The 24,311-nt window shown below is 70.6% G+C and carries 22 protein-coding genes, 1 tRNA gene and 2 pseudogenes; 13 read left to right on the top strand and 12 right to left on the bottom strand.

Going from position 1 to position 24,311, the window contains the following annotated elements; genetic code table 11:
- Positions 1–84: 84 nt before the first annotated feature.
- On the top strand, positions 85–1,206 hold the full coding sequence (locus ACIRPX_RS07735; protein ID WP_404189743.1) for an acyl-CoA dehydrogenase family protein: 1,122 nt from the start codon (positions 85–87) through the stop codon (positions 1,204–1,206).
- On the opposite strand, the gene ACIRPX_RS07730 is transcribed toward ACIRPX_RS07735, so the two are convergent.
- The 6 genes from ACIRPX_RS07730 to ACIRPX_RS07705 form a co-directional block, all read right to left on the bottom strand.
- Positions 1,140–1,607, bottom strand: a complete 468-nt coding sequence (locus ACIRPX_RS07730) for a MerR family transcriptional regulator (RefSeq protein ID WP_404189740.1) — start codon at positions 1,605–1,607, stop codon at positions 1,140–1,142. The genes ACIRPX_RS07735 and ACIRPX_RS07730 overlap by 67 nt on opposite strands.
- Positions 1,608–1,621: 14 nt before the next feature.
- Positions 1,622–1,978, bottom strand: a complete 357-nt coding sequence (locus tag ACIRPX_RS07725) for an acyl-CoA carboxylase epsilon subunit (RefSeq protein WP_404189737.1) — start codon at positions 1,976–1,978, stop codon at positions 1,622–1,624.
- Between the two features lie 165 nt (positions 1,979–2,143).
- On the bottom strand, positions 2,144–3,586 hold the full coding sequence (locus ACIRPX_RS07720) for an MFS transporter (protein ID WP_404189734.1): 1,443 nt from the start codon (positions 3,584–3,586) through the stop codon (positions 2,144–2,146).
- A gap of 277 nt (positions 3,587–3,863) precedes the next feature.
- On the bottom strand, positions 3,864–4,094 hold the full coding sequence (locus tag ACIRPX_RS07715) for a 4-oxalocrotonate tautomerase family protein (protein WP_404189731.1): 231 nt from the start codon (positions 4,092–4,094) through the stop codon (positions 3,864–3,866).
- 374 nt (positions 4,095–4,468) lie between these two features.
- The gene (locus ACIRPX_RS07710) at positions 4,469–5,257 is read right to left on the bottom strand and encodes an SDR family NAD(P)-dependent oxidoreductase (RefSeq protein ID WP_404189728.1); all 789 of its coding nucleotides are present in this window, start codon (positions 5,255–5,257) and stop codon (positions 4,469–4,471) included.
- 459 nt (positions 5,258–5,716) lie between these two features.
- Positions 5,717–6,319: a TetR family transcriptional regulator gene (locus tag ACIRPX_RS07705; RefSeq protein ID WP_404189725.1), complete on the bottom strand. Its 603-nt coding sequence runs from the start codon at positions 6,317–6,319 to the stop codon at positions 5,717–5,719.
- Positions 6,320–6,571: 252 nt separating this feature from the next.
- Between ACIRPX_RS07705 and ACIRPX_RS07700 the strand changes: the two genes are divergently transcribed.
- The 5 genes from ACIRPX_RS07700 (at position 6,572) to ACIRPX_RS07680 (ending at position 10,908) form a co-directional block, all read left to right on the top strand.
- Positions 6,572–7,381: an AfsA-related hotdog domain-containing protein gene (locus ACIRPX_RS07700; RefSeq protein ID WP_404189723.1), complete on the top strand. Its 810-nt coding sequence runs from the start codon at positions 6,572–6,574 to the stop codon at positions 7,379–7,381.
- Between the two features lie 170 nt (positions 7,382–7,551).
- On the top strand, positions 7,552–8,181 hold the full coding sequence (locus ACIRPX_RS07695) for a hypothetical protein (RefSeq protein WP_404189720.1): 630 nt from the start codon (positions 7,552–7,554) through the stop codon (positions 8,179–8,181).
- A 219-nt stretch (positions 8,182–8,400) separates the two neighbouring features.
- The gene (locus ACIRPX_RS07690; protein ID WP_404189717.1) at positions 8,401–9,294 is read left to right on the top strand and encodes a hypothetical protein; all 894 of its coding nucleotides are present in this window, start codon (positions 8,401–8,403) and stop codon (positions 9,292–9,294) included.
- 36 nt (positions 9,295–9,330) lie between these two features.
- Complete coding sequence (locus ACIRPX_RS07685) at positions 9,331–10,428, top strand: 3-oxoacyl-ACP synthase III family protein (RefSeq protein WP_404189714.1); 1,098 nt, start codon at positions 9,331–9,333, stop codon at positions 10,426–10,428.
- Between the two features lie 87 nt (positions 10,429–10,515).
- The gene (locus tag ACIRPX_RS07680; RefSeq protein WP_404189712.1) at positions 10,516–10,908 is read left to right on the top strand and encodes a hypothetical protein; all 393 of its coding nucleotides are present in this window, start codon (positions 10,516–10,518) and stop codon (positions 10,906–10,908) included.
- A gap of 96 nt (positions 10,909–11,004) precedes the next feature.
- On the opposite strand, the gene ACIRPX_RS07675 is transcribed toward ACIRPX_RS07680, so the two are convergent.
- Positions 11,005–11,814 carry an HAD family hydrolase gene (locus ACIRPX_RS07675; protein WP_404189710.1) on the bottom strand — a complete coding sequence of 270 codons (810 nt, stop codon included), beginning with the start codon at positions 11,812–11,814 and terminating at the stop codon, positions 11,005–11,007.
- A gap of 240 nt (positions 11,815–12,054) precedes the next feature.
- On the opposite strand from ACIRPX_RS07675, the gene ACIRPX_RS07670 reads away from it, so the two are divergent.
- A tRNA-Arg gene (locus tag ACIRPX_RS07670) sits at positions 12,055–12,127 on the top strand.
- Positions 12,128–12,600: 473 nt separating this feature from the next.
- On the top strand, positions 12,601–13,167 hold the full coding sequence (locus ACIRPX_RS07665) for a Uma2 family endonuclease (RefSeq protein WP_404189708.1): 567 nt from the start codon (positions 12,601–12,603) through the stop codon (positions 13,165–13,167).
- Positions 13,168–13,381: 214 nt separating this feature from the next.
- On the opposite strand, the gene ACIRPX_RS07660 is transcribed toward ACIRPX_RS07665, so the two are convergent.
- Positions 13,382–14,686: a lanthionine synthetase LanC family protein gene (locus ACIRPX_RS07660; RefSeq protein WP_404189705.1), complete on the bottom strand. Its 1,305-nt coding sequence runs from the start codon at positions 14,684–14,686 to the stop codon at positions 13,382–13,384.
- A gap of 953 nt (positions 14,687–15,639) precedes the next feature.
- On the opposite strand from ACIRPX_RS07660, the gene ACIRPX_RS07655 reads away from it, so the two are divergent.
- Both ACIRPX_RS07655 and ACIRPX_RS07650 read left to right on the top strand, forming a co-directional pair.
- A complete protein-coding gene (locus ACIRPX_RS07655; protein ID WP_404189702.1) occupies positions 15,640–15,954 on the top strand; it encodes a hypothetical protein in 315 nt (104 codons plus the stop codon).
- A gap of 213 nt (positions 15,955–16,167) precedes the next feature.
- Entirely contained in the window at positions 16,168–16,404 is a 237-nt protein-coding gene (locus ACIRPX_RS07650; protein WP_404189699.1) for a hypothetical protein, read from the top strand.
- A 241-nt stretch (positions 16,405–16,645) separates the two neighbouring features.
- Here ACIRPX_RS07650 and ACIRPX_RS07645 read toward each other — a convergent pair.
- Both ACIRPX_RS07645 and ACIRPX_RS07640 read right to left on the bottom strand, forming a co-directional pair.
- Positions 16,646–18,421, bottom strand: a pseudogene (locus ACIRPX_RS07645) (glycoside hydrolase family 15 protein).
- Between the two features lie 41 nt (positions 18,422–18,462).
- The gene (locus ACIRPX_RS07640) at positions 18,463–19,539 is read right to left on the bottom strand and encodes a medium chain dehydrogenase/reductase family protein (RefSeq protein ID WP_404189696.1); all 1,077 of its coding nucleotides are present in this window, start codon (positions 19,537–19,539) and stop codon (positions 18,463–18,465) included.
- Between the two features lie 12 nt (positions 19,540–19,551).
- Here ACIRPX_RS07640 and ACIRPX_RS07635 point away from each other — a divergent pair.
- A pseudogene (locus ACIRPX_RS07635) lies at positions 19,552–19,650 on the top strand (IS200/IS605 family transposase); the annotation flags it as partial.
- Positions 19,651–19,744: 94 nt separating this feature from the next.
- Entirely contained in the window at positions 19,745–20,137 is a 393-nt protein-coding gene (locus tag ACIRPX_RS07630) for a hypothetical protein (RefSeq protein ID WP_404189693.1), read from the top strand.
- Positions 20,138–20,302: 165 nt separating this feature from the next.
- On the opposite strand, the gene ACIRPX_RS07625 is transcribed toward ACIRPX_RS07630, so the two are convergent.
- The gene (locus ACIRPX_RS07625) at positions 20,303–20,599 is read right to left on the bottom strand and encodes a hypothetical protein (protein ID WP_404189691.1); all 297 of its coding nucleotides are present in this window, start codon (positions 20,597–20,599) and stop codon (positions 20,303–20,305) included.
- A 477-nt stretch (positions 20,600–21,076) separates the two neighbouring features.
- Between ACIRPX_RS07625 and ACIRPX_RS07620 the strand changes: the two genes are divergently transcribed.
- Entirely contained in the window at positions 21,077–22,603 is a 1,527-nt protein-coding gene (locus tag ACIRPX_RS07620) for an amino acid permease (protein WP_404189688.1), read from the top strand.
- Between the two features lie 252 nt (positions 22,604–22,855).
- Here ACIRPX_RS07620 and ACIRPX_RS07615 read toward each other — a convergent pair whose 3' ends face one another.
- Positions 22,856–24,187, bottom strand: coding sequence for a ferric reductase-like transmembrane domain-containing protein (locus tag ACIRPX_RS07615; RefSeq protein ID WP_404190256.1), 1,332 nt, complete (start codon positions 24,185–24,187; stop codon positions 22,856–22,858).
- Between the last annotated feature and the right edge of the window lie 124 nt (positions 24,188–24,311).

Below are 24,311 nucleotides of genomic sequence, written 5' to 3'. Positions count from 1 at the left end.
GGGAGGTGGGGGCGGCCAGGTTCTCAAAACAATACCTTCTTGAACGCACTTTTTTGGTACCGGATTCCGACAAGGAGCAAAGCCATGCCCTCGACCTCCGCTCTGCGCACCGTCGCCGAACACGCCCGGAGGGCCGACGCGGACCGCGCGCTGGCCACAGCGGTCGTGTCCGAACTGACCTTCGCCGGCCTGCCCCGCCATTTCGTGCCGCGCCGATGGGGCGGTGGCCAGGGCGAGTTCACCTCCCTGCTCGACGAGGTGGCGGCCCTCGCCGGAGCCTGCACCTCCGCCGCATGGGTCGGCATGCTCTGGGCCGCGCACGGGCGCTTCGCCGCCCTGCTGCCCGAACAGGGGCAGCGCGAGGTGTGGGGTGCCTCGCCCGACGTGCGCATCTCGGCGGCGCTGATGCCGCCGGCCGGACGGGCCGAACCCGTCGAAGGCGGCCGGCGGGTGACGGGGAGCTGGGGCTGCGTCAGCGGGATCGCCGGCGCGCAGTGGGTGCTCGTGGCTGCCCCGGACGCGCACGGGGCGCGCGTCTTCGCCGTACCGGCCGAGGAGGTGGAGGTGGTCGACAGCTGGGACGCCACCGGGCTGCGCGGCACCGGCAGTCACACCGCCGTGGTGCGGGACGCCTTCGTCCCGCACCACCGCTCCTTCCCGCTGGCCGCGTTGCTGCGCGGCGGCGACGCACCGGGCCTGGCCCGCTGCCACTCCGTCCCCGCCCAGCTGGCCGGCGGCCTGCTGTTCTGCGCGCCGGCCCTGGGCGCCGCCCGCCGGGCGCTGGCGCTGTGGTCCGAGTGGGCCGCGGCGAAGGCGCCTGGCGGCGGGCGCCCGCACCACGACAGCGCGGCGGTGCGCGAGACGCTCGCCGTCGCCTCGGCGCACATCGACGCGGCCCATCTGCTGCTGCGGCGGGCGGCCCGCCGCGCCGACACCGAGACGGTCGACGCGGCCCTGGTCGCCGGCAACCAGCGGGACGCCGCCGTGGCCGCCGGACTGCTCGCCGACGCGGTCGACCGCCTCTTCCGTACCGGCGGCGCCCACCTCCGCGACGGCGGCGGCGACCTCAACCGGCTGTGGCGCGACGTCCACACGGTGGCCTCGCACGGCGTGCTGCGCCTGGAACCGGTGGCCGCCGCCTACGCCTCGGCCACACTCGCCGAGGACGCGCCGGCCCGCACCAGCGCCGCCTCCCGCTCCAGGTAGAAGCCGATCTTCCAGTCGAGGTAGCGCAGCGTGGCGGCGAAGTCCGCGGACCGGGCGCGCAGCACCTCCCGGTGGTCCTGCAGCAGTTCGCGGCGGGCGGCGATCGTCGAGTCGCCCGCCCGGTACAGCTCGACGTAGTGGTTCATGGCGGCCGGCGGCATCCCGGTGCTGCGCAGGTGGTTGAGGAACTCCAGCCAGCGCAGGTGCACCGGGCTGTAGGCGCGTACGCCGTAGGGGTCCTCGGCGGCGCCCTCGATCAGCCCCTGGTCCTCGTACCAGCGCAGGGTCCCGGCGTCGAGGCCGCTGATGCGGACGACCTCCTCCAGCGAGTAGGTCTCTGCGTGCGGGGCGGCATACGCGGTGGGGCGGTCGTCATGGGTGGGGGCTTCGGTCGTGGACATGGTGGTCCTCCCGTTCAGTGGCGCCAGGACGAGGCGGCGCGGTGCGTGGTCAGGTCGGGGCGGTGCCAGGTGGCTAGGGACCGGACGGGCGCGGGCTCCTCCGCGGCAGGCGTCCGCCGGGCCCGTTCCATCAGGACGGCGGTGGCCGCGGCGAGTTCCTCCGCGGTCGGCTCGCCACGCAGAACGCGCACGACGAACTCCCCGGTGCCGTCGGCGTCGTCGCTCATACCGGCTGGTTCCCGTGCTTGCGGGAGGGCACCTTCGTGCGCGAGCTCGCGTATGAGCTCCAGTTCGGCGAGGCGGGAGCGGGCGGTTGCGGGTGGGGGCGGGGGCGGGTGCTGTGGGAGTGCGTGTTCTTCCATGACGGTCATGGGATCCATCATGGAGTATTTAAATTCCTTCGTGAAGGTTTTTTAACGGGGCTTTGCCCGGCGCCCACCGGACCTGCGGAAGCCCCGCACCCCGGAAGGGGCGCGGGGAACCGCGCGACCGGCCACGACACACGCGCGGCCCGGGACCGGCGGGCGGCACAGCACCTACGCCCCGGCACCGGCCCGCCTGGTCACCCGCCGCAGCAGCAGCCCCGTGGCCGCCGCCGTGGTCAGCAGCATCACCACACTGATCACGAAGCTGGTGTCGAACCCCTGCTGGAAGTGCGAGGTGTCCGCGATGAGCGCACCGAACGCCGCCACCGCGATGCAACTGCCCACCTGACGGAAGGTGTTGAGCACCGCGGCCGCCGTGCCCGCCCGCTCGCCGTCGATGTTCTCCAGGATCGCCGCCGTCAGCGACGGCACCGCGAGCCCGCCACCCAGGCCGATCGGGACCAGCAGCAGCACGGGGACCAGGTACGACGTGTGGGAGGTGACCGTCAGCATCAGCAGCGCCCCCGCGGTCATGACCAGCTGGCCGATCGTCATCGGCACCCACGCGCCCTTGCGCGCCGCCAGCTTGACGCCCGCCATGTTGACGATGGAGATCAGCGCGCACATCGGGATGAACATCGCGCCGGTGCTGACCGGAGAGGCCCCGCGCACCTGCTGGAAGTACATGCCGAGCAGGAAGATCGCGCCGTAGAACACCGCGTTGATGGTGAAGCCGGCCGCCAGGCAGACCACCACCGTGCGGGACTTGAAGATGCTCAGCGGCACCATCGGGCGCTCCCGCCGCGACTGCGTCCGCACGAACACCGCGGTCGCCACGGCGGCCAGCGCCAGGGTGCCCAGCACGTCCGGGCTGCCCCAGCCCGCGCGACCGCCTTCGATCACGGCGTACGTCAGACCGGCCAGGGAGGCCACGACGGAGAGCTGGCCGACCAGGTCCACCGGGGCCTCGCGGCGCGGTGAGGCCTGGATGCGGGTCAGCAGGGCGAGGCCGAGGGCGCCCACCGGAAGGTTCAGGTAGAACACCGCCCGCCAGCTCAGCCCGCTGGTGAGCATGCCGCCGACGACCGGGCCGACGGCGACCGCGACGGAGCCGGCGGCCGTCCAGATCGCGATGGCCCGCGCCCGCTTGCCCGGGTCGGAGTAGGTCTGCCGGATCAGCGCGAGCGAGGCCGGCACCATCAGCGCGGCCGCACCGCCCTGCACCATGCGGGCGCCGATCAGCGTGCCCAGGTTGGGTGCGACGCCGCAGGCCAGGGAGGCCGCGGTGAAGGCGGCCAGGCCCCAGGCGTAGGCGCGGGTGGCGCCGATCCGGTCCGAGAAGGTTCCGGCCGACAGCATGAACGCGGCGAACATCAGTGTGTAGCCGTCAACGATCCACTGCAGGTCGGCCATGGAGCCGCGCAGGCTGCGGGAGATGGCCGGCAGCGCCACGTTGACGACCGAGCCGTCGAGGGAGATGACGAAGAAGGCGAGCAGCGCCGCCGCGAGGACGGTGGTGGTGGAGGACCGCTGCGGGGCGGACGGTTCACCGGCCGGTACGACCGGGGTCCGGTCGGTCCGGTCGGTCCGCGCGGACCGGGTCAGGATGGCCATGGGAACTCTCCTTGGAAAAGGCCGGGTTGGCGGGGGGTGGGGGGATGTGCCGGGGGGGAGGTGCCAGGGGGGTGCCCGGGGGGGGTGCCGGGGGGGTGCCAGGGGGGATGTGCCGGGGGGAGGAGGGGCGGAGCTGGGGTAAGGGTGGAGCGGGGGTAAGGGTGGAGCGGGGGTGGCGTAAGGGTGGAGCGGGGGTGGCGTAAGGGTGGGGCGGGGGTGGAGTAAGGGTGGGGCGGGGGTGGAGTAAGGGTGGGGCGGGGGTGGAGGTGGAGCGCGGTCAGGCGTCGGCCGGCGCGGCGCGGCGGCGGCTGAGCTCGGCGAACTCGGGGTTCGTGCCGAGCACTCCGCCTTCGCCCCAGCGGTTCTGCGGGATCTCCTGGATGTAGACGGTGATCTTGTCGAGGGGTGCGCCGATGACGCGGTGCACCGTGGCGGTGAGCTCCTCGACGAGCTCCTGGCACTTCTCGTCGGTCTGGTTGGGCCAGGTGGTCACGGAGAGAATGGGCATGGCGAAGCTCCTTCGGGCGTAGGGGAGTCGGGGAGCGGGAGTCGGGGAGCGGGAGTCGGGGAGCGGGAATCGAGGGGCGGGAATCGGGGGGGCGGGAATCGGGGGGGCGGGAATCGGGGGCGCGCGAGTCGGACGTACGGGTGCGGGGGCACGGGTGCCGGGAGGATCGGTGCCGGGAGGACGGGCGGCGGGAGAACCGGTGGCGGGCGCATGGCGCTCCGCGGATGTGCGGACTCCACGGACGTGCAGGGCTCCACGGACGTGCAGGGCTCCGCGGACGTGCAGGGTGTCCGGGCGTACGACGTTCGGGTCCGCGTCTGGTGACGTGCGGCGCGCGGAGCGCCGAGGGGTGAGCCGGAACGCCGGGCGGGCGGTTACAGGCCGGCCGACGCCCCGCCGTCCAGGGTGAGCGCGGCGCCCGCGATATGACGGGCGGCCGGCGAGAGGAGGAAGGCGGTCAGCCGGGCGACGTCGGCCGGCTCCGCGAGCGTGCCGAGCGGGGTCCCGGCGGCGACCTGGGCGCTGACCTCCTCGGCGGTGGCACCGGTGCGGTCGCCGATCGCCTTGGCGATCTCGTCCCACAGCGGGGTGCGCACGGCGCCTGGGTCGAGCACGTTGACCCGGACGCCCTTGCGGCCGAGGTCCTTGGAGACGGCCTTAGCGAAGGCCGCGAGGGCGGCGTTGACCGCGCTGTTCACCGGGAAGAGCGGGTCGGGGTCCTTGCGGAAGACTCCGCTGACCAGCACGACCGAGCCGCCGCCGGCCGCGGCCAGCGGGCCTGCCAGCGCCCGGGTGAGCCGGACCGCGCCCATGAGCTTGCCGTTGAGGGTGGCCTGCCACATGGCGTCGGTGGCCTCCTCCAGCGGGGCCAGCGGGCCGTCGCCGGCGGTGTGCACCAGCCCGTCCACCCGGCCGAGCTCGGCGACCAGGGCGACGGCCATGGCGTCCACGGAGGCGGCGGAGTTGATGTCGGTCTCGTACGGCACGAGCCGGCCGGCGCCGCCGGTACGGGCGTCGATCTCGGTCCGGGCCCGCTCCAGGCGGTCCGCGTCCCGGCCGAGCAGCACGACGGTGGCGTCGGACCGGGCCAGCTCCTCGACCACGGCCGATCCCATGCCGCCGGTGGCGCCGCTGACGACGATGACAGGAGCGGTGGTGTCCACGGGTCCCTCAATTTCCGGGGCTACGCCCCTGTTTGACGTTGCGTCAGTTCCCACCGGCGCCCTGGGTGGAGCGGGCGCGGCCTGGTGATGAAGAAGGTAGCCGGGTTCGGGAGCCAGTGCAACCATCTAGTTGGTTTTCCTGAACCATCCAGTTGGTTTCGCGCCCCTGACCAGCAAAAAAGGGAGCCCGGATCATTCCGAACTCCCTTGCCCCACCGCGCGGAAGAACTCCACCCGACGACCGGCCGCCCCGAAGACCAGCACCGTCAAAGCAGCGCCGTCAGACCAGCGCCTCCGGCCGGCCCCACCAGACCAGCACCTCCGGCCAGCCCCACCAGACCAGCACCTTCAGCCGACCCCATCAGACCAGCCCAGTCAGACCAGCCCAGTCGGACCGACCCCGCCAGACCGGTCCCCCCAGACCGGTCCCCCCAGACCGCCCCCCTCAGACCGCCCCCCTCAGACCGACCCCTGCAGAACGTTGTCGATGATCGAGTGCCCGTGCGCGACGACGCTGGCCCGCAGCAGCGCCCATCCCGACTCGGTGTCGCCGTCCGGCCCCAGCATCAGCCGGCGCTGCTGCGGCACGATGAACGGCCAGGACGCCACGCCGATCAGGGCGATGAGCGCCCGGGCCGCCGCCGTGGGGTCGTCGATACCGAGGGCGAGACTGAGCGCGGCCGTCTTGTGGACGTAGTACGCCTCGCGCTCCTTCTCGTCCGGGATCGGCTTGTCCCGGTAGTGCAGGCCCTCCCAGGCCAGCAGCCGGACCAGGTCGGACTTGCGGTGATAGTCGAAGACCTCGCCGACGTAGGAGCGCAGCCCCTCCTCCGTGGTGGGGATGGGCACGGCCTCGGACATGTGCGCGTAGACCTTGGCCATCACGGCGGCGAACAGGGCTTCCTTGTTGCCGAAGTAGGCATAGATCCGCTGCTTGTTGACACCGGAGCGCTCCGCGATCCGGTCCACGCGCGCACCCGCGAGACCGTACTCGGAGAACTCCGCCTCGGCGGCCTCCAGAAGCTTGGCGCGGGTCTGCTGTCCCTTGGGTGTCTCAGCCATGGGACGAGCGTAGTCCACCGGGAAACCAACTGGATAGTTCCAAAAAACCAACTAGATGGTTGCACTCACGTCCAAGGTGCTCTACGTTCTTCACATCGGCCCCGCCACCCCGGACGAACCGGCGCGGAAGAGGCGGCAGGCCCCGCACATCTCGCACCTCCCGCACATCCCGTACGTCAGCTGTACCTGTTTCGACGCTCCTCCCGTCCGCGGCCGCCCGTCGGGCACGGCCGCCCCATCAAGGAGAAACGCATGTCAGCCACAGCCACTCCCCGGACCCTGCTGCTGGTCGGTGACCGATTCGCCGGATTCGCCGCACACGAGGACGTGCTCACGGTCACGCAGTTCACCGACGAGATGCGCCTCGGGGTGTACTCCTGGGACACCCTCCCGATCACGGTCCGCGCCGGGCAGGGCGTCAGCCGCCACGAGTGGGAGCTCGTCCGCGAGCAGGCCCTGCTCCTGGGACTCGCCGAGCGGCTGGACTTCGCCTTCCGGGAGCCGGCGCTGGCCGGCCGCGGCGAGGCCCACAAACACCGAAGCTGCAACACCCTGATAGCCGACCTGAGGCGGGACGGCGAGGACCTGTTCTCCGCGACCCTGCGCGTCCACAACGACAACGAGCTGCTCATCGACCACCAGACCGGCGAGCACGTCCAGGGCATGGTCGCCGTCGAAGCCGCCCGGCAGATGTTCCTCGCGGTCAGCGAGCGCTACCACGCCTCGCGCCACCTCGACCGGTCGTACTACTACGTCATCGAGTCGCTGAACACCGACTTCGAGAACTTCCTCTTCCCGCTCGACGCCACGATCGTCTACCACACGCTCCGCGCCGAACTCGACGACCCCGGCCGGCTCTCCTTCGCCGCCGAGATCTCCCTGCACCAGGCGGGCCGCCGCGCCTCGATCACGACCGTGACCTACACGGCCTTCGACGCGCCGGTCATCGAGGCCAAGGAGCACCGCAGGGCGCAGTACGCGGTGGAGCACACCGTACGCACCACGCAGCAGGCGGCGGCGGGGGCCGCGGCCACCGGACGGCCGGTGCTGATCGGCGCCTGAGCCGGCGCCCGCTCAACTCCTCGCGCCCGCCCACCACTCCCAGATCAGCGCACCCCTTTCACGACGTCCCTTCACGACGTCTCTTCACCACTTCGCTTCACCACTTCGCTTCACGACGTCTTTCACGACGTCGCTTCACGTAGCGACGCCCACATCCAAGGAGAACCGTCATGTCCGCTTCCGCCGCCCTCATCACCGCCACCGAGCTGTTCGCCAAGCCCGAGCAGATCGACGCCGTAGCCGAGGCCTGGCAGCGCCACAACGACGCGTCCGGCTTCGAGGGCCGCATCCTCTACCGGGGCCTGGAGAGCAACTCGGTCCTCGAACTCGCCCCGCTGGACGGCTTCGCGCGCATGGAGGAGCTGCGGGCCGACTGGTGGAAGCTGTGGGAGGCCGTCGGCCCGCTGGGCGAGGGCGACTTCCGCCGCCAGTTCCTGCAGTTCGTCGAGGCGCCCAAGCCGGCCGTGGGCGCCCTGCCCGACACCCGGTACGTGCAGATGCGGCACGTCGAGGTCGTGCCGCGGGTCTACCGGCAGTACCGCGCCTGGCGCGAGGAGACCATCTTCGACGTCGTGCGCACCTCGGACGAGGTCAAGAGCTTCCAGGCCTTCCATTCGCTGGCCAGCACCGAGCCCGGCGTGATGTTCGTGTCCGGCTTCGACGCGGACCCCGCCCGGTACATGGAGGCCTTCACCTCCCCGCGCTACCAGCAGATCGTCCGCGAGGCCGGCGACACCTACATCACCGGCGGCGACAACGGCCTCTACACCCGCATCTACGAGCGCGTCACCGCCGCCTGACCCCGATCGCTTCTCCCCTCGGCACCATCGACCCCATTGGACCGATCGGCCCCATCAATCGCCCCCATCAACCCCATCGAACCCATCGATCGCCCCCATCAACCCCATCGGCCCCACTCGGCCCATTCCCCCTCCCCCGGCCGGCCGCGTGACCCTGCTGCAAGGCGTTGCGCGGCCGGCCGGCCGTTTCCGCCTCGCGCCGGCGAAGGAGCACCCGACATGACCATCGCACCCGAGGCCGCGGCACCCCTCGCGGCCGCCCCCATGACCCGGACCTACGACCTGAGCGTCACCACACAGGGCCCGCTCTACCCGCCGAGCGAGATCGTTGACGAGAACGGCGACTTCGTCGTCATCGGCCGCGTGAACCGCCCCGGCCCCGCCGGCACCACCGCGTCCGAGTGGGGCGGCGCCGTGGTCTCCCCCGACAGCCCGCTGCCGCCGCTCGGCCGGAACCTGCCGTACGACATCGTCCGCGAGCTCGACCTCGCCGACCCCACCGGCCCGGACGCCCAGGTCCAGCTCTACACGCTGCCCCTCCCCCTGCCCTGCAACAACTACCCGATGCTCTTCGCCCCCGAGCAGCGCCCCGACGCGCACGACGTGCGGCGCCCCAGCTACCCGCTGCACGGCGCACCGATCCCGGACCTGCGCGAGGAGGACGGACCGAAGGTGCGCGAGCCGATCACCCTCGGCCAATGGGCCAAGGCGCGCGGCCAGCTGGAGGTCCATGTGCCGGCGCACCGGCACAGGGCCGACTTCTCCTTCGCCTTCACCGGCCTGATCCCGGACAGCCTCTACACGGTCATGTCGCTGCGCGAGCACGACCTCGACCCGGCGGGCCCGACCCGCCCCGGACCGCTCGGCGTGCCGAACGCGTTCATCAGCGACAGCAACGGCATGGCCCACTACCGCGCGACACTGCCCAACCCCTTCCCCGAACCGGGCACCCCCGGCGCGAACCGGGTGATCAACGTGGTCGTGCTCTGGATGAGCTACCAGCAGAACTACGGCGGCGCCATCGGCCACTTCGGCCTCGGCGGCGACATCCACGCCCAGCTGAAGCTGCGGGGCCCGAGCTTCGGCGAGTTCACCACCGCACCGGCCAACTGACCAGTCCACGCACACCGTTCGAAGGAGAGACCGACCATGGACCACCACCCGATCGGCGTCATCGCGACCGGCTCCCACCTGCCCGCCACCGTCGTCGACAACGACGAGGTCGGCGCGGCGGCGGGGGTGACCGCGGAGTGGATCGAGCGCAAGACGGGCATACGGCGACGCCACCGCGCCGCGGCGCACGAAGCGACCTCGGACCTGGCGGCGCACGCGGCCCGGCAGGCGCTCGCCCAGGCGGGCCTGGACGCGGAACAGATCACGTACGTCGTGGTCGCCACCTCCACCCCGGACCACCCCCAGCCGGCCACGGCGGCGATCGTGACCGACCTGATCGGGGCCCGCCGGGCCGCGGCCTTCGACGTCAACTCCGTGTGCAGCGGCTTCATGTTCGCGCTGACGGCCGCCGAGCGCATGCTGCGCGCCGAACCGGCGGGTGCCGGGCAGGGGCCGTACGCCCTCGTCATCGGCGCGGACGTCTACTCCCGCATCCTGGACCCGGCGGACCGCAAGACGGCCATCCTGTTCGGGGACGGGGCGGGGGCGGTGGTGCTCGGCCCGGTGCCGGCGGCCACCGGCGGCATCACCACCAGCCTGACCACGCGCGGCGACCAGCACCGGCTGATCAGCGTGCCGGCGGGCGGCAGCAGGCGGCCGGCGTCGGCGGACACGCTGGCGGAGGGTGCGCACTGGTTCACGATGGACGGGCGCGGGGTGCGCGGTTTCGTGCACGAGAACCTGCCCGGCGCCGTCCACGCGCTGCTGGCCAAGGCGGACGTACCGGCCCGCGCGGTCCGCCACTTCGTGCCGCACCAGGCCAACGGCGTGATGCTGGCCGAGGTCTGGCCCGCTCTCGGCCTGGACTCCGCCCGTATGCACCTGGCCCTGGCCCTGCACGGCAACACGGGTGCCGCCTCGGTCCCGATCACCCTCGATCTGGCGCACCGCCGCGGCCTGTTCACGGAGGGCGACCTGACCGTCCTGTCCGCTTTCGGCGGCGGCATGTCGGTGGGCTCGGCCCTGCTGCGCTGGGCCCCGACCCGGCACGCCCGCCCGGCACGGATCCCCCGGCGGACGACCGCCGCCCCGACGGCGGCGCTGCCGGAGCCCGCACTGGCGGGGGCGAGGTAGCGCGGCGGTACGGCCGCACGCCCGAAGCATTCATGCCGAGCAGCGGAGACAAGAACGAGGACGCCCGAGCCACAAGGAGCAACGACGATGGCAGCACCGCAGGCAAGACCGAAGCCGGCACCGATCACCACGCCCTTCACCCCGCCGCCCACGAAGCCGCCCACGACACCGCGTACGACACCGCGTACGAACCCGGTCACGACACAGATCACGACGCCGCGTACGAAGCCGCCCACGACACCGCTCACCCCGCCCGTCACGACACCGCGGACGACACCGCGCACGACACAGCGGACGATGCCGAGGGCGTCCCTCCCCCGCCGCCACGTCCCGTCCGACGCCTCGCCGGCCTCCGCCCACCACGACGGCGGCCGACGCCTGGTGAGTACCGGGCCGGAGCCGAGGAGGCCCGTGCTACGGCTGGCGGGCGACGCCGACGACGCCGGCCTGGAACCCCACATCTGCCGGAGCATCGACTGAGCACGGACGAGTTCGGGGACGGGGGCCTGGGCCCGACCGTCCCCGAACTGACCGTTCAGCCAAGCTGTTCAGCCCCCGGCCTTCACCGGGCGCGCCTCAGCCCAGCGGCAGGGCGCACTCCCCCGCGCAGGCTTCGGAGAGCTCGTCCCGGCCCATGGACCAGCAGGCGAGCGCGCATCCGGAGGCGGCGGCCGCGACCGCGACCGGCTCGGCACGCCGGGCGAGATACTCCCGTACGGCGGGAGCGTCACCGACTCCCCGGGGGTGCCCGACGCAGTCGAGCATGGGGAAGTCGGAGGGATGGTCACCGTAGGCGTAGCAGTCGCGCGGGTTGACGCCCGGGTACTCGGCGAGCAGGCGCAGCACGGCCGCACGCTTGCCCTCGCCGATCACGGGTTCGGTCACCTCACCGGTGTAGCGGCCGCCGAGCACGCGGGGCGAGGTGCACAGGACGTAGCGGGCGCCGACCTGTTCGGCGACCGGGTCGAGGCACGGCGCGAAGGACCCCGAGACGAGCACGATCTCGGCACCGGCGGCGCGGTGCCGGTCCAGTTCGGCGGCGGTGGACGCGATGAAGAACCCCGGGTCGGCCGACGCGAGCGAGAACCACTCCCGCCCGAGCGCGGTCATCTCCGCCGCGCTCTCCCCGGCGTACGAGCGGTAGTAGGAGCGGTTGATCCCCTCCCGGGGCACCCCCTCGGCGGACAGCCGCCGCAGTTCGCCCGCGATACGCCGGTAGCGCTCCTCCCCCTCCTCCCCGTACCGCCGCACCAGCCGGAACCGGAGAAACTCGAACATGCTCTTGCAGTCGATCAACGTCTCGTCGACGTCGCAGAACACCAGATAGGCGGGCCGATGCCCATCGCCTGCCGGCGCGCCCGTGCCGATACCTGCCACCACCGTCATCCCGACGACCTCCCCCTCGGGGCCCGGCGCGACACCGGACCCAAAAACATTCCTTCGAGAAGGTATCACCAAGGCCCGACCCCTGGGGCGCATTCGACGCCGGAACGGCCGCCCGCCCACCGGGGGCAGGCCAGTGGGTCCCACCGCCCCCAACCCGACCAACCCCCCGGCCACCACCGCGCCAACCGCTACACTGTCGTCGGTGGCCCAGCTGCAGCTCAGCGTTGCCACCGCAGCACTGCCTTCGTAGCTCAGGGGATAGAGCACCGCTCTCCTAAAGCGGGTGTCGCAGGTTCGAATCCTGCCGGGGGCACAGCGCGTTATCGCTCTGACCTGGGGTTTCTTCCCCAGGGAGGGCTCTTACTCGGCCTCGGACTCCTCGTCCGGGGCCGTTTGCGTGAGCGACAGGGACCGCTCGGCCTGCAGCTGGTCCGTATGCGCGGGTCCGGACGTCGGGCCTCTTTCCGGCTCGGGCCGGACCGAACTTCTCGGCGTGCACCTGCCACACCGAACTCGCGAGTCCCGTAGACCGGCAAGCACGGCTCTGGTCATGGTGGGCGGGCCGCAGACGTACACATCGCGTTCGGTGTACGGTCCCTCGACGAAGGCGCGGCTGCCGACCGGGACGTTCCGCAGGCCGACGCTGGGTCCTCCCTTGTCGTGGGATCGCTGGTCGGATGCTTACCGACGGGGAGGGGGAGCGAGATCAGCATGCCGGACGGACACCAGACAGTACGCTGAATTCAGCGGGGTCGGGCCCGCGGCACAGTGTCCGGGAGGTGCTTCGTGACAGCCGAGATGATGGCCCCGGCGTGGATGCATGAGCAGATCACGGTGGAGGAGTACGAGTCCTGGTCCGAGGAGCAGTGCGCTGGCATCGAAATCGTGGACGGGATGGTCGTCGTGAGTCCGAGCGCGTCCAAGCGCCACAACCGGCCGGCCCGGATTCTGGCGAACGCCCTGGATGCCGCGGCGGGCCCGGAGTGGAACGCCGACACGGACTTCGACGTCCGGCTTCAGGACGTCCCGCTCACCAATCGCCGCCCGGACGTCGTCGTGTACCGCGCAGACACGATCGACATCAGCCCCACCCGCCCCGAGCACGTACTGCTGGTCGCGGAGGTGGTGTCTCCGGGCTCGGAGACCACCGACCGGATCGTGAAGGTCGACCAGTACGCCAAGGCGGGCATCGGCTTCTACTGGAGGATCGAGCAGGCCGCGACCGGCGTTCCTCTCGTGTACACCTACGTCCTCGACCCCGCGACGAAGACCTACCGGGACGCAGACGTGTTCACCGGCGTCCTCAAGGCAGCGGCGCCCTTCGCCGTGGAGATCGACCTCGGCCAGATCTGACTCACGCGCTGCTTCAGCAGCCGACAGCGCGTGAGCGATGCGTGAGCGGACAGCCCGATACAGGGCGGCAGGAGCCGGATCACGTGGCTCGCCGAGCGGTCCTGACCAGGGGAAACTGCACCGCTCGGCAGTGCCGGGCACCTCCCGGCAGGAGGCCCCGGACCGATCGTGGTCCGGGGCCTTTGGCCTGTGCGCCCTGTCCTCGGAAGGGCCTTCACGTGACTGCCCGGGTCCGTGTCCCGGGCAGTCGCGTCAAAACGGAATCGGATACCTGAGGCTGGTCAGGCCAGGGAAACGCGTACCGGCTGTCGCCGCCGCGGCTCAGCCGTGCGAAACGTAGGAGTTCACGGACGATGCCCGAGTTGCCCATCGCCCAGCCGGTGCACGGTTCGAGGTCGCCCTCGGCAGCCCGGTGCTCGAAGTTGGACCAGCGAGCGCCGTCCCGGTCCCGGATCGCACGGGCGGCGAGGTCCGCGACGAGGACGTGGGCGAAGTCGTACGGGTCCTGCTGTTCGGCGATCCGATCGCAGGCCAGGGCGAGGACGCCCGCAGTGCCGCAGCAGCGGCCGCTGTTGTCCCAGAAACCCGGGCGCAGCCGCTGCGGCAGACCGGAATGGGTGACCGTGTACCAGCAGCGGTCGGCGAGGGACGACCAGACGCGGTCGGCGGTGATGTCTCGCAGCAGCCGGAAGACCTGGGCGTCGCCGGCCGGGCCGTGACACCAGCCGTAGCTGATGGGCTCGATCACATCGGGGCGGTACTGAGGAGTGGAGTGCGGCACCAGGAAGCCTTTCGGCCCCGCTGCGTCACGGGCCACGACGTCCGCAGCACCGGCCAACGCCAGCTCGACCAGATCCGCACGGCCGCTGGCACGGCCGACCCGGGCCAGCGCCAGCACGATGCCCAGTGTGCCGTGTGAAATGTGATGCAGCCGGGAATCGACACCTGCACGGTGGGGCCAGTGGACACCCGTCGCGGTCTTCTCCGCCGTCCGCAGATAGGGCTCCAGGGCGAGGACGGCCAGTTCGGCGTCGCCGGCCAGACATGCGCCGAGGCCGATTCCCGCGTTGCCGCCCATCAGCTCGAACAGCTCGCCCCATCGGGTGCCGTCGAAACGTGACCGCACGACTTTCAGGGCACGGTCAGCGGCGGCACCGGCGCCCGTGTCACCAAGCTCGTCGTGAACGGCCCGCAGCGCCAGGGCCATTCCGGTGCGGCCGACGTAGAGGGAGTCGTCGTCGAAGTCCTCGACAGATTCCGCAAGGCCGCGGGCCCCGCGCAGGGCGGTGTCGGCGTAGGAGTCGTCGCCGAAGTGCCGCCACGCCTCCAGGAGCACGAGGACGTTCCCGGCCGTACCGCTGTAGAGCGTCGGGTTGAGTTCGTCGTCCGAGGGCCTGGTCGTCCAGGCGAGGCCCCCTCCTGAGGTTTCCCGCGCCGCCGTGGTCAGCCAGCGCAGCCCGTCCACCGCGAGTCCCTCGACCTCGCCGACCGCAACAACGGTGGCTCCTGGTGCCGTCATGCCCACACTCTCGCATGAGCTACCGCCCCCGCCCAGAGGGCGACGGCGCTGCACAGGACCCTGCACCGCTGCACCGCAACCGCACCCGACGGGACAGAGAACAACCGGGAATCACGGCGAACGCAGCCGAGCCGCCCAGAGGCCGCAACGGTTCATCAGCCCAGGCCAACTCCAGACCCGCTCCTCAACGAGCGCAGCTTCCCAGGCTCAGGGCTTCGGCCAACAGATACGCGATGGTCATCGAACACGTCGTTCTGTACGTTGCCCCCATGACCGACTACCGAAGGGGCAATGCCGCGTAGGCGCCCGTCAGCCCTGCGTGGCGACCTTCCCATCCATCGGCCGAGGCAGCGACGGTACCCGTTCATTGACCGCCTCTCAGGGTCTTGCACGGCCGAACTGCGTCGACTTGAGCGGACCCGCTTCTGGCCCGAAGCCACCGAAGAAGCGTTCTGGCACTGGAAGGCCCTGGCCCACGGCCCTCTCAGACAACTCGCGGACCCACTCGTGGGTCCCGACTGCGGAATCCTCGAGTGCGGTTGCTACGGCGTCGACTTCCGCGGCCACCTCGAAGCCGTGCTTCACGCCCTGCCGAGGAAGAGCGCTCGTGAGCTACGCGCCCTCGTATGGGCCCTCGACAGGAAGATCCTGGCCAGAACCAAGGCGCTCCCGGCTGGCAACCTGGACGCGCCATGGTGGCGAGGTTAGGTCCAGGACCATGGGCGGCCGCCTCAGTTCCCGTCTCATTCAGCACGGTTTCACGGCCGTGCAGGCGGGACCCACAGCCCTCCCAGCACCGGCGGCCAACCGCCCATGAACGCAGGTGAACGCCCCTGTACACAACCCATCGCTCCACCACCACAGTTGGCAAGCGTGTTGGTCTCGCACGGCCGAGCGGTGAGGCGTTGCGGCCTCCTGTCGACAACGGTTGTCGTCCTGACGATGATTGGCCGATGCCCGAGTTCAGTTGGCCGGACCGCTCCCTGCTGCCGGCCTCGGATGTCATAGACCAGAGCTGGCCAGCAACAGTCTCCACGCTACCCCTTGGATCTCACGTCAGCGGACGGGTCATCGGCCGACGGCCGTTCGGCGTCTTCCTCCTCCTCGATGGCGTGCCGAATGCAGTCGGCTTTGCCGAGATCACCGCCATGCCTCACCACATGGAACTGCCTGCCTTGGGCGCCACCGTCGCCGGCGAGGTCATCTGGCATGCGGACCACAACCGTCAGGTGAAGATCCGCCTCGACGCATGGCAGGTGCCCGGCTGATCACCCCCTGGTCGCCGCAGCTCCGCACCACCACCGCACCGGAACGAGCGGGGAGCAGCGGGGAACCACGGTGAAAGGCGCCAACCCCAGAAGGAGCGCGGGCCGAGCGTTCGCCCAGGTCAGCACCCCAGCCGACCCCAATGCCCGCAGCTTCCAAGCTGATGGTCTACCGGCCGCCTTGTGCTCGTAGGTAGGACCTGATCGGCTAATCCCATGGCCACCAACCCGAGTGCGTACGACAAGGCCATGCCCATGGTGGCCGCTCATCTGGCGAAGGTGGAGCGGGCCGTCGGCCGGACCCGTTCCTCTCACGCCGGACAGCCGTACGTGAAGGTCCGGCAAGCCCTCCTCGAAGCACTCGAGCATGAAGACGCCCAACGGGTCGTACCGCAGGTCGTCGACGAGTTCGCCCGGCGGATCTCTGAGGAGCCGGAGGAACTGCCGTTCTAACAGGTCATCGGTGGCCCCAAGCGGCCGACGACGGCCTCCCATCCCGCGATTCCGAGTCCAGATGGGGGCGTGCTGGAACGCCCTGTTCGGGCCTGCCTTCAGCAGGGCCCGCCGCTTCAGGTGGAGGCGTCGTCGCGCTGCCCTGACCGGGTCGTCTACGGCGTCGTTCCGACCTCCACGCCGGGCGCCCACGCAGGCCCCGGTACTTCCTGTCCGGCCCGTACCGGAACAGCTGGGACGCTCACCCGAGCCGGCGGTCGAGGTTGTAGGCGGCGCTGATCAGCGCCAGATGCGTGAATGCCTGGGGGAAGTTGCCGAGTTGTTCGCCCGTCGGGCCGATCTCCTCCGAGTACAGCCCTACGTGGTTCGCGTAGGTGAGCATCTTCTCGAAGGCCAGCCGTGCCTCGTCGAGGCGGCCTGCCCGGGCGAGTGCCTCCACCCACCAGAAGGAGCACATCGAGAAGGTCGCCTCCGTGCCGGCGAGCCCGTCGGGGGACGCTTCCGCGTTGTAGCGGTAGACGAGGCTGTCGGAGACCAGTTCCGCGGTGACGGCGTCGAGCGTGGAGATCCAGCGCGGGTCGGTGGGCGCGACGAACTTGCACAGGGGCATGAGCAGCAGGGAGGCGCCGAGCACGTCGGTGTCGTAGTGCTGGACGAACGCCCGGCGGGCAGGGTTCCAGCCTCGCAGCATGATCTGGTTGTAGATGTCGTCCCGGACAGCCGTCCAGCGGGGGAGGTCGGCGGGCAGGCCGCGCTGGCGGGCGATTCGCATCGCGCGCTCGACCGCGACCCAGCTCATCAGCCGGGAGTACGTGAAGTCGCGGCGGCTGCCGCGCGTTTCCCAGATTCCCTGGTCGGGCTGGTCCCAGTGGTTCATCAGCCACTCGAGGTTGCGGGTGAGTTCCATCCAGCCGTCGTGGTAGAGGGGTCGTCCGTACTGGTTGCAGAGGTAGACGGAATCGATCAGCTCGCCGTAGATGTCGAGCTGGAGCTGGGTCGCCGCCTGGTTGCCGATCCGCACCGGCGTCGAGCCCATGTACCCCTCCAGATGGGAGAGTTCCTCCTCGGGCAGGTCCTCGCGCCCGTCTATTCCGTACATGATCTGCAAGGGGCCCGACTCGCCGCAGTCGGCCGTGCGCCGGAAGCGCTGCTCCAGCCACTCCATGAACGCCCCGGCTTCGTCGGAGAACCCGAGCCTGAGCAGGGCGTAGAGCGAGAAGGCGGCGTCGCGCATCCACGTGTAGCGGTAATCCCAGTTGCGTGCGCCGCCGAGCTCCTCCGGCAGGCTGGTGGTGGGGGCGGCCACGATCGCACCGGTGGGCGCGTACGTGAGCAGCTTGAGTGTGAGTGCCGAGCGGTGCACCGTCTCGCGCCAGCGCCCGGCGTAGCGCGAGCGGCGCAGCCATCGCCGCCAGAACGCCACGGTGGCGTCGAACTCTGCGGCGATGCCGGCATCGGAGTACGGCACCTGCGGCTCGCCGGCCTGGACGCGATCGAGCACGAAGGTGGCCGTCTCCCCGGCCCGTACGGCGACACGCGCGTGAACGTCGCCCTCGCCCACGATCTCGAGCGGGCAGCGGGTCGAGAGGCCGAGCTGCAGTTCGGGAGAGCGGAACAGCGCGCCCTGCGGGGTGAGTTCGACGTCGTGGCGGCTGCGCGCGTAGTCGAAGCGCGGGGCGACGTCGACGACGAACCGCATCTGGCCGCGCACAGCGAGCACCCGGCGGATCATGCGGTGCCGGTGCGCCGCCTCGCCGGTACGCGGCGGGGGCATGAAGTCCTGCACCTCCCCCACTCCGCCGGGCATAGGAAGCGCGTGATGAGGATGGTGGTGTCGGGGAGGTAGAGCTGTCTGGAAGTACCAGTCGATCGTACCGTCGGTGCCCACGAGAGCGACGGTGTGCAGGTCGCCGATCAGGCCGTGCTCGGCGATGGGCAGGTAGCGCGCCCGCCGTGCCTGCCGAACTTCGCCGGTCACGGCCTCCTCCACTCGATCAGCGGGGCCGTCGCCAACCATCAGCGAGCGTCCTCCTCCGTCTCTGCCTCGGCCGCCTCGGCTTATGGCACGAGCACGAGCTTTCCCTTCGCCGCCGAGCGCTCGAGCATCTCGTGCGCTCGACGAGCCTCGGACAGCGGCAGGCGTTCGGCCACGGCCGGGTGGATCCTGTGTTCACGGAGCAGGGCGAGCAGCGCACGGAAGTCCTCCCGGAACTGCTCCGGGTCCCGGGGACCTCCACCCACGGGAAGCGCCGGATGGCTACCCGCCACGGGAAGCACTTGGCGGTGCCGGCCGTGCACTTTCTGGATTCGGTAGGCGAGCGCCCGCCGATGGGGCGAGAGCAGGCTCCAGAGCCAGACGGCTCCGGTCGACGCGTACCACTCCGCCCACGCTCTCCTGTTCTTCTGCCCATGCTCGAGCGTGGCGTAGTGGCCGTACACGACCAGGCGTCCGCCGGGCCGCAACGCGCGGAAGGAGCGTAGCGAGAGCGCGCCGCCGAGCCCGTCGAGCACGACGTCCACGCCTCTTCCGGGGAGCGTGCGCACCCGCTCCAGGAAGTCCTCGTTGCGGTAGTCGATCGCCACCGCGCCGAGCCGTTCGACCGCGGTTCGGTCGCGAGCCGACGCGGTTCCGTAGAGCTGAAGCCCGGCGACCGCTCCGAGTTCGAGGACCGCCGTGCCCACCCGGCCGGCCGCACCATGCACGAGCACCGCCTCGCCGGTCTTCACCCTCGCCACGCGGTGCAGTAGCTGGTAGGCGGTCATGTAGGTGAAGACGAGGTTCAGGATTTCCGCCGGGTCGAGGTCCTCAGGCACCTCGACCGCCTCCGCCTCCGGCACACAGACGCGCTCCGCGTCCGCACCCCACACCGTCAGCGCACCGACGCGGTCTCCCACTCTCAGTCTCGAACAGCCGTGGCTGACCTCTTCGACAACTCCGACGAGCTCGTAGCCCGGCGTGAACGGGGGCTTCGGTACGCCGAGGTATGTGCCGGCGCGCAGTTGGGCGTCGGTGAACGACACGCCTGCCGCCAGCACCCTGACGCACACCTCGCCAGGTCCCGGCCGGGGATCGTCGTCCTCCACGACCCGCAAGACTTCGGGACCGCCGAAATGATCAACGACGACGCGTTTCATGCCACCAGCCTAGGAAGGGCGTACAGTCCTCGCATCTTCTCCGCATCGTGCGGCGGAGCACCGTTGGCAATCGTCCGCCAGTACATCGAACAGCAAAAACGTCCGCTCTAACGTGCACGTCAGAGCAGTCTTGAGATGCAGTCATCCCCGGCGTGAACGCCGGGGCTTTCTGCAAGAGTCCCGGTAAGGGCCGTAAGGTGCCGGCATGTTCGAGACGATCCGATGGCGCTGCCACGTGCGCGCGGGTGACCGCCGTGGTGCCGGGCGAGTGGTCGGCCGCGTCGAGAAACTGCTGCCGTGCCCCATCGAGATCGTCGGATATGAGCGGTACTGGAAGTTCCCCGAGCTCGCCGAACTGCGGCTGACCTCCCCGCTCGCCTGCTCCACCCCGGAGCACGCACTATTCACCACGCTCCAGTGGGCCTGGAAGATCGCCACACCGTGGAGTCTCGTTGGCTCCGAAGCGGGCACACCTCATCAGTTCGAAGGCACCGCGTCCGCCAACGTCGGCGCCAGATTCAGTGTCGTCGGTATTGAGTGGATGGAGTTCGCCATCGCTGCTCGTCATGAGGACACGACAGCGGAGACTCCCGCCTGACACTCGACCGTAGAGGAGCAGCCGCCCAGGCACGGCAGCGAACAGTGGACAGCGGATTTTCGAATCAGTTTCCTTCTCATTCAGCCTGGTTCACCGCCGTCCATGGCCGACCCAGAGCCGGTGCCGCGTGGGCGGGCGGCCTCGCAAGGATGCGGGCGAGTGAGTTCAGGAGCAATTGCAGGACCAGGCGTAGGCGACGAACAGGGCTGCCACGGCAAACGTGGCGGCGGCCACGCCTGCCAGTCGCCCGCGCCGCCCTGGCCGGGCGGGACGACGCAACTCCCAGCCGCCATAGCCGAGGAAGGCCAGCAAGGCACCACCCAGACCGCCGGTGACGAGCGGGCTGCGCCCCCATCCCCAGACGAACGCCAGAGCCAGACCGGCCAGGGCGATACAGGCGATGACGGACAGCACCACTTCCCCGACGATTTCCGCCAGGAGTTCCTTCAGGAACGAGCCCACGCCCCGGATGACGCGCAGGGCACGACTCCGAACCACCGGAACAGCCACACACTCCCCCAGAGTCAGTCTCGAATGATCGGACCCTATGGAATCGCGCCCCGTCGAGGAAGAGTGATCAAGGCCATCTGTTCGGCACCGTAGCGGCGCGCCTCAACCGGTCCACCACGAAGGGCAGGGACCGCGAGCGTCCAGTAGTCGACTTCGACGACTGCGTTCAGGGTCCACACTGAGCTGCGAATCCGGAGTGCTCCGACCTCCACGGCTGACATCAACGACACCGACCGGGGACGTACAGCAGCGACTCTGCCCGGCCGTCGCATCCTGCCGAGGCTCGACCGCGTCGCGTTCCCCCGTGGTTGCGCGCCGTTCGTTACAGCAGATGACCGCGACGCGAAACACGGTCTGGCTACCTTCACGGCCGACGCGTCCGTGCTCGGTCTCCGGGCACCGCACACAGGTCTTGAAAGGGGACGCCTCATGTCCGACGCGACTGATGCGGCATCTGCCGAGCTGAAGCAGGCCGGTGCCAGCTACGCCCACGCGGGCGAGGAGTACTTCGAGAAGCGCAAGCTCAAGCGCTCCGCCGGTTTCTGGGGGGTGTGGGGCATAGGGGTCGGCGCGGTGATCTCCGGTGAGTTCTCCGGCTGGAACTTCGGCATCGGGCAGGCCGGTTTCGTCGGGTTCGGCATCGCCGCCGCCGTCATCACGTTCATGTACTTCTGCATGCTGTTCTCCATCGGCGAGATGGCGGCGGCGATGCCTCACACCGGTGGCGCGTACTCGTTCGCGAGGTCCGCGATGGGTCCGCTCGGCGGGTTCCTCACCGGACTGGCCGAGACCATCGAGTACGTCTTCACCACGGCCGTCGTCGTGTACTTCGCGGCGCAGTACGCCGCCGGCGTCTTCGGCGACGGCCTGCCCCAGTGGCTGTGGTGGGTCATCCTCTACGCGATCTTCGTCGGGCTGAACTCCTGGGGCGCGGAGGCGTCGTTCAAGTTCGCGCTCGTCGTGGCGGTCCTGTCCTGCGCCATCCTCGCGTTCTTCGTGATCCTCGCCCTCGCCCACGGCGCCGTCGACTTCGGCAGCCTCAACGACATCAAGCCGACCGGTGGCCACGGCGAGGCGTTCCCCTTCGGCCTCAAGGGGCTGCTGTACGCGCTGCCCTTCGCCATGTGGTTCTACCTCGGCATCGAGGAACTCCCCCTGGCCTCGGAGGAGGCGCACAACCCGCAGCGCGACGTGCCCCGGGCCGGGGTCCTCGGCATGGTGACGCTGCTGGTCTTCGCGGCTCTGGTCTACGTCTTCAACACCGCCGTTCTCGGCTCCAGGACGACGGGCTCCTCGGGCCAGCCCCTCCTCGACGGCTTCGCGTCGTTCCTGCCCGACAGCTGGGCGCGGATACTCGCGGGTTTCGCGCTGATCGGGCTCCTGGCGAGTCTGCAGGGCATCATGTTCGCCTACGGCCGCAACCTCTACTCGCTGTCCCGGTCGGGCTACTACCCGCGGATCCTGTCGCTCACCGGCAAGCGGCAGACGCCGTACCTCGCCCTCGTGGTCGGTGCGGTCATCGGCTTCGTCGCGCTGCTCATCGCGGACAACGCCGGCGGGACCGCGTCGAGCATCGTGCTGAACATCTCCGTGTGGGGCGCGGTACTGGCGTACATGTCGCAGATGGCCTCGTTCGTCATCCTGCGCCGCAAGTACCCCAACGCGGTGCGGCCCTACGTCAGCCCCACCGGGAACTGGGGCGCGGTGGTCGCGTTCGTGATCGCGGCGATCACCTTCGTGGGCATCCTGATCAACAGCGACTACCACAGCGCCGTGATCGCGATCGCCGTCCTGTACGCCATCGGACTCGTCCTCTACTACGTCTTCGCGCGTCACCGCCTGGTGCTCGCGCCGGAGGAGGAGTACGCGATGAGCGGCGGGCTGCACCGTGACCCGGCGGTCGAGCACTACGGCAGCGAACTGGAGACGGAACTCCCGGCGGAGGACTTCCGCTGAACCGGCCGGAAAGCCGGACCGGTGGTCCACCGCCGACGGCGGTGGACCATCGGTCCTTCCGGCGAACGGCCGAGTCGGCCGCGCGGGAGCGGAGCGTGTCGCCGCGTTACGGCCACGGCCCCGGTCGACGTCCCCCTGCGCCCTGCGCAGCGGGGCACCCGTTCGTGCCGCGTCGCGCATCCGCATCCCCGGACCCGTACGGTCACCCGGCCGGGGCCGCGCCGGGTGGGAGCGCCGGTCCCCCGCCCGGATTCAGGCGAGGCCGAACTTCTCGGCGTGCACCTGCCGCGAGGGGACCCGCAGGTGTCGTAGGCCGGCCAGCACGGCCCTGGTCATGGCGGGCGGGCCGCAGACGTACACGTCGCGTTCGGTGATGTCGGGGACCAGCCGGTGCAGGCTGTCGCCGCCGAACGGCGGGGTGCCGCCCTCACCGGTCCTGCCGGTGAGCAGGTGCAACCGTCCGCCCCGGAGCCCGACCAGGTGGCGCACCTCGTTCAGCAGCACCGCGTCGGCCTCGCTGCGCACCCGGTACAGCACGACGACATCGCCGGTGGCCTCCTCCAGCATGGCCCGCACCGGAGTGATCCCCACGCCCCCGGCGATCAGCAGGGTGGCGGGCCGGGTCCGGTGCAGCGAGGTGAACGCCCCGTACGGTCCCTCGACGAAGGCGCTGCTGCCGACCGGGAGGTTTCGCAGGCCGGCGCTGGCGTTGCCGGCCGCCTTCGCCGTGAGGCGCAGCCCCCGTCCGTCAGGCGCCGCCGACAGGGAGAAGGGGTTGGCCGTCCACCAGTGGTTGTGCCCGGGGAACCGCCAGATGCAGAACTGGCCGGCCCTGGCCGGGAGTTTGTCGATGTGCCGGCCGGTGACGTACACGGAGACCACGTCGTCCGACTCCGGCACCACGGCCGCGACGCGGAACCGGTGGTAGGCGTTGCGCCACAGCGGCATGACGACCCGTCCGGCCAGCAGGGCGCCGAAGGCGAACAGCCACAGGAACCACCAGTAGGCCGTGGCGAACGCGGAGGAGGTGAAGGTCGTGGTCTCCAGCAGCTGGTGGACGAACGACAGGCCCAGGGCCACGTAGAGCAGCAGGTGCAGGCCGTGCCAGACCTCGTAGCGCAGCCGCCGCCGCAGGGACCGGGTGGAGATCACGGCCACCACGAGCACGGTGCCCGCGGCCAACATGCCCAGGAGGGAGGCCGGTACGCCGCTCAGCGCGACGAACGTCTTCCCCATGGACGTGTCGTCGAGGGTCGCGTAGCCGAGCACCACCAGCGTGGCGTGCGTGAGCACCGTCCAGAGCAGGGTGAAGCCGACCCAGCGGTGCCACACCGTGAGCCGGTCCATCCCGATACGGCGGTCCAGCCACGGCAGCCGGGCCACCAGCAGCAGTTGGAACAGCATCAGCAGGGCCGCGTGCAGTCCGAAGAACTTCGCGACCGTCAGCACCCCGTTCTTGCCCGAACCGGCGCTGAGGAACAGCGCCTCGACGATCACCGTGTTGACGAGGACGAACGTCCACATCGCCCAGCGCGCCGCGTCAACCGGAAGCACGGTGCCCCCGCGCACCGTGTCACTTGCCATCGCCATGCTTTCCCCGCATCCCCCGTGGCCGCCGCACTGGCGGTCCCTGCGAACCGATCCCCATGAAGATCGAGCGACTCGTCCGGATACGCGCCCGATCGGACATGCATACGGACCGCGTGCC

The sequence above is a fragment of the Streptomyces sp. NPDC101225 genome (assembly GCF_044767585.1).
GTDB lineage: Bacteria > Actinomycetota > Actinomycetes > Streptomycetales > Streptomycetaceae > Streptomyces.
Note: the sequence above shows the minus strand (reverse complement) of the source record. Positions and strands in the feature narration are given on the sequence as shown.

Excerpts from the sequence above, each read along its gene's own strand:
- ACIRPX_RS07735 (WP_404189743.1), top strand. The coding sequence starts at position 85 with ATGCCCTCGACCTCCGCTCTGCGCACCGTCGCCGAACACGCCCGGAGG.
- ACIRPX_RS07730 (WP_404189740.1), bottom strand. The coding sequence starts at position 1,607 with ATGTCCACGACCGAAGCCCCCACCCATGACGACCGCCCCACCGCGTAT.
- ACIRPX_RS07725 (WP_404189737.1), bottom strand. The coding sequence starts at position 1,978 with ATGACCGTCATGGAAGAACACGCACTCCCACAGCACCCGCCCCCGCCC.
- ACIRPX_RS07720 (WP_404189734.1), bottom strand. The coding sequence starts at position 3,586 with ATGGCCATCCTGACCCGGTCCGCGCGGACCGACCGGACCGACCGGACC.
- ACIRPX_RS07715 (WP_404189731.1), bottom strand. The coding sequence starts at position 4,094 with ATGCCCATTCTCTCCGTGACCACCTGGCCCAACCAGACCGACGAGAAG.
- ACIRPX_RS07705 (WP_404189725.1), bottom strand. The coding sequence starts at position 6,319 with ATGGCTGAGACACCCAAGGGACAGCAGACCCGCGCCAAGCTTCTGGAG.
- ACIRPX_RS07700 (WP_404189723.1), top strand. The coding sequence starts at position 6,572 with ATGTCAGCCACAGCCACTCCCCGGACCCTGCTGCTGGTCGGTGACCGA.
- ACIRPX_RS07695 (WP_404189720.1), top strand. The coding sequence starts at position 7,552 with ATGTCCGCTTCCGCCGCCCTCATCACCGCCACCGAGCTGTTCGCCAAG.
- ACIRPX_RS07690 (WP_404189717.1), top strand. The coding sequence starts at position 8,401 with ATGACCATCGCACCCGAGGCCGCGGCACCCCTCGCGGCCGCCCCCATG.
- ACIRPX_RS07685 (WP_404189714.1), top strand. The coding sequence starts at position 9,331 with ATGGACCACCACCCGATCGGCGTCATCGCGACCGGCTCCCACCTGCCC.
- ACIRPX_RS07680 (WP_404189712.1), top strand. The coding sequence starts at position 10,516 with ATGGCAGCACCGCAGGCAAGACCGAAGCCGGCACCGATCACCACGCCC.
- ACIRPX_RS07675 (WP_404189710.1), bottom strand. The coding sequence starts at position 11,814 with ATGACGGTGGTGGCAGGTATCGGCACGGGCGCGCCGGCAGGCGATGGG.
- ACIRPX_RS07660 (WP_404189705.1), bottom strand. The coding sequence starts at position 14,686 with ATGACGGCACCAGGAGCCACCGTTGTTGCGGTCGGCGAGGTCGAGGGA.
- ACIRPX_RS07655 (WP_404189702.1), top strand. The coding sequence starts at position 15,640 with ATGCCCGAGTTCAGTTGGCCGGACCGCTCCCTGCTGCCGGCCTCGGAT.
- ACIRPX_RS07650 (WP_404189699.1), top strand. The coding sequence starts at position 16,168 with ATGGCCACCAACCCGAGTGCGTACGACAAGGCCATGCCCATGGTGGCC.
- ACIRPX_RS07640 (WP_404189696.1), bottom strand. The coding sequence starts at position 19,539 with ATGAAACGCGTCGTCGTTGATCATTTCGGCGGTCCCGAAGTCTTGCGG.
- ACIRPX_RS07630 (WP_404189693.1), top strand. The coding sequence starts at position 19,745 with ATGTTCGAGACGATCCGATGGCGCTGCCACGTGCGCGCGGGTGACCGC.
- ACIRPX_RS07620 (WP_404189688.1), top strand. The coding sequence starts at position 21,077 with ATGTCCGACGCGACTGATGCGGCATCTGCCGAGCTGAAGCAGGCCGGT.
- ACIRPX_RS07615 (WP_404190256.1), bottom strand. The coding sequence starts at position 24,187 with ATGGCAAGTGACACGGTGCGCGGGGGCACCGTGCTTCCGGTTGACGCG.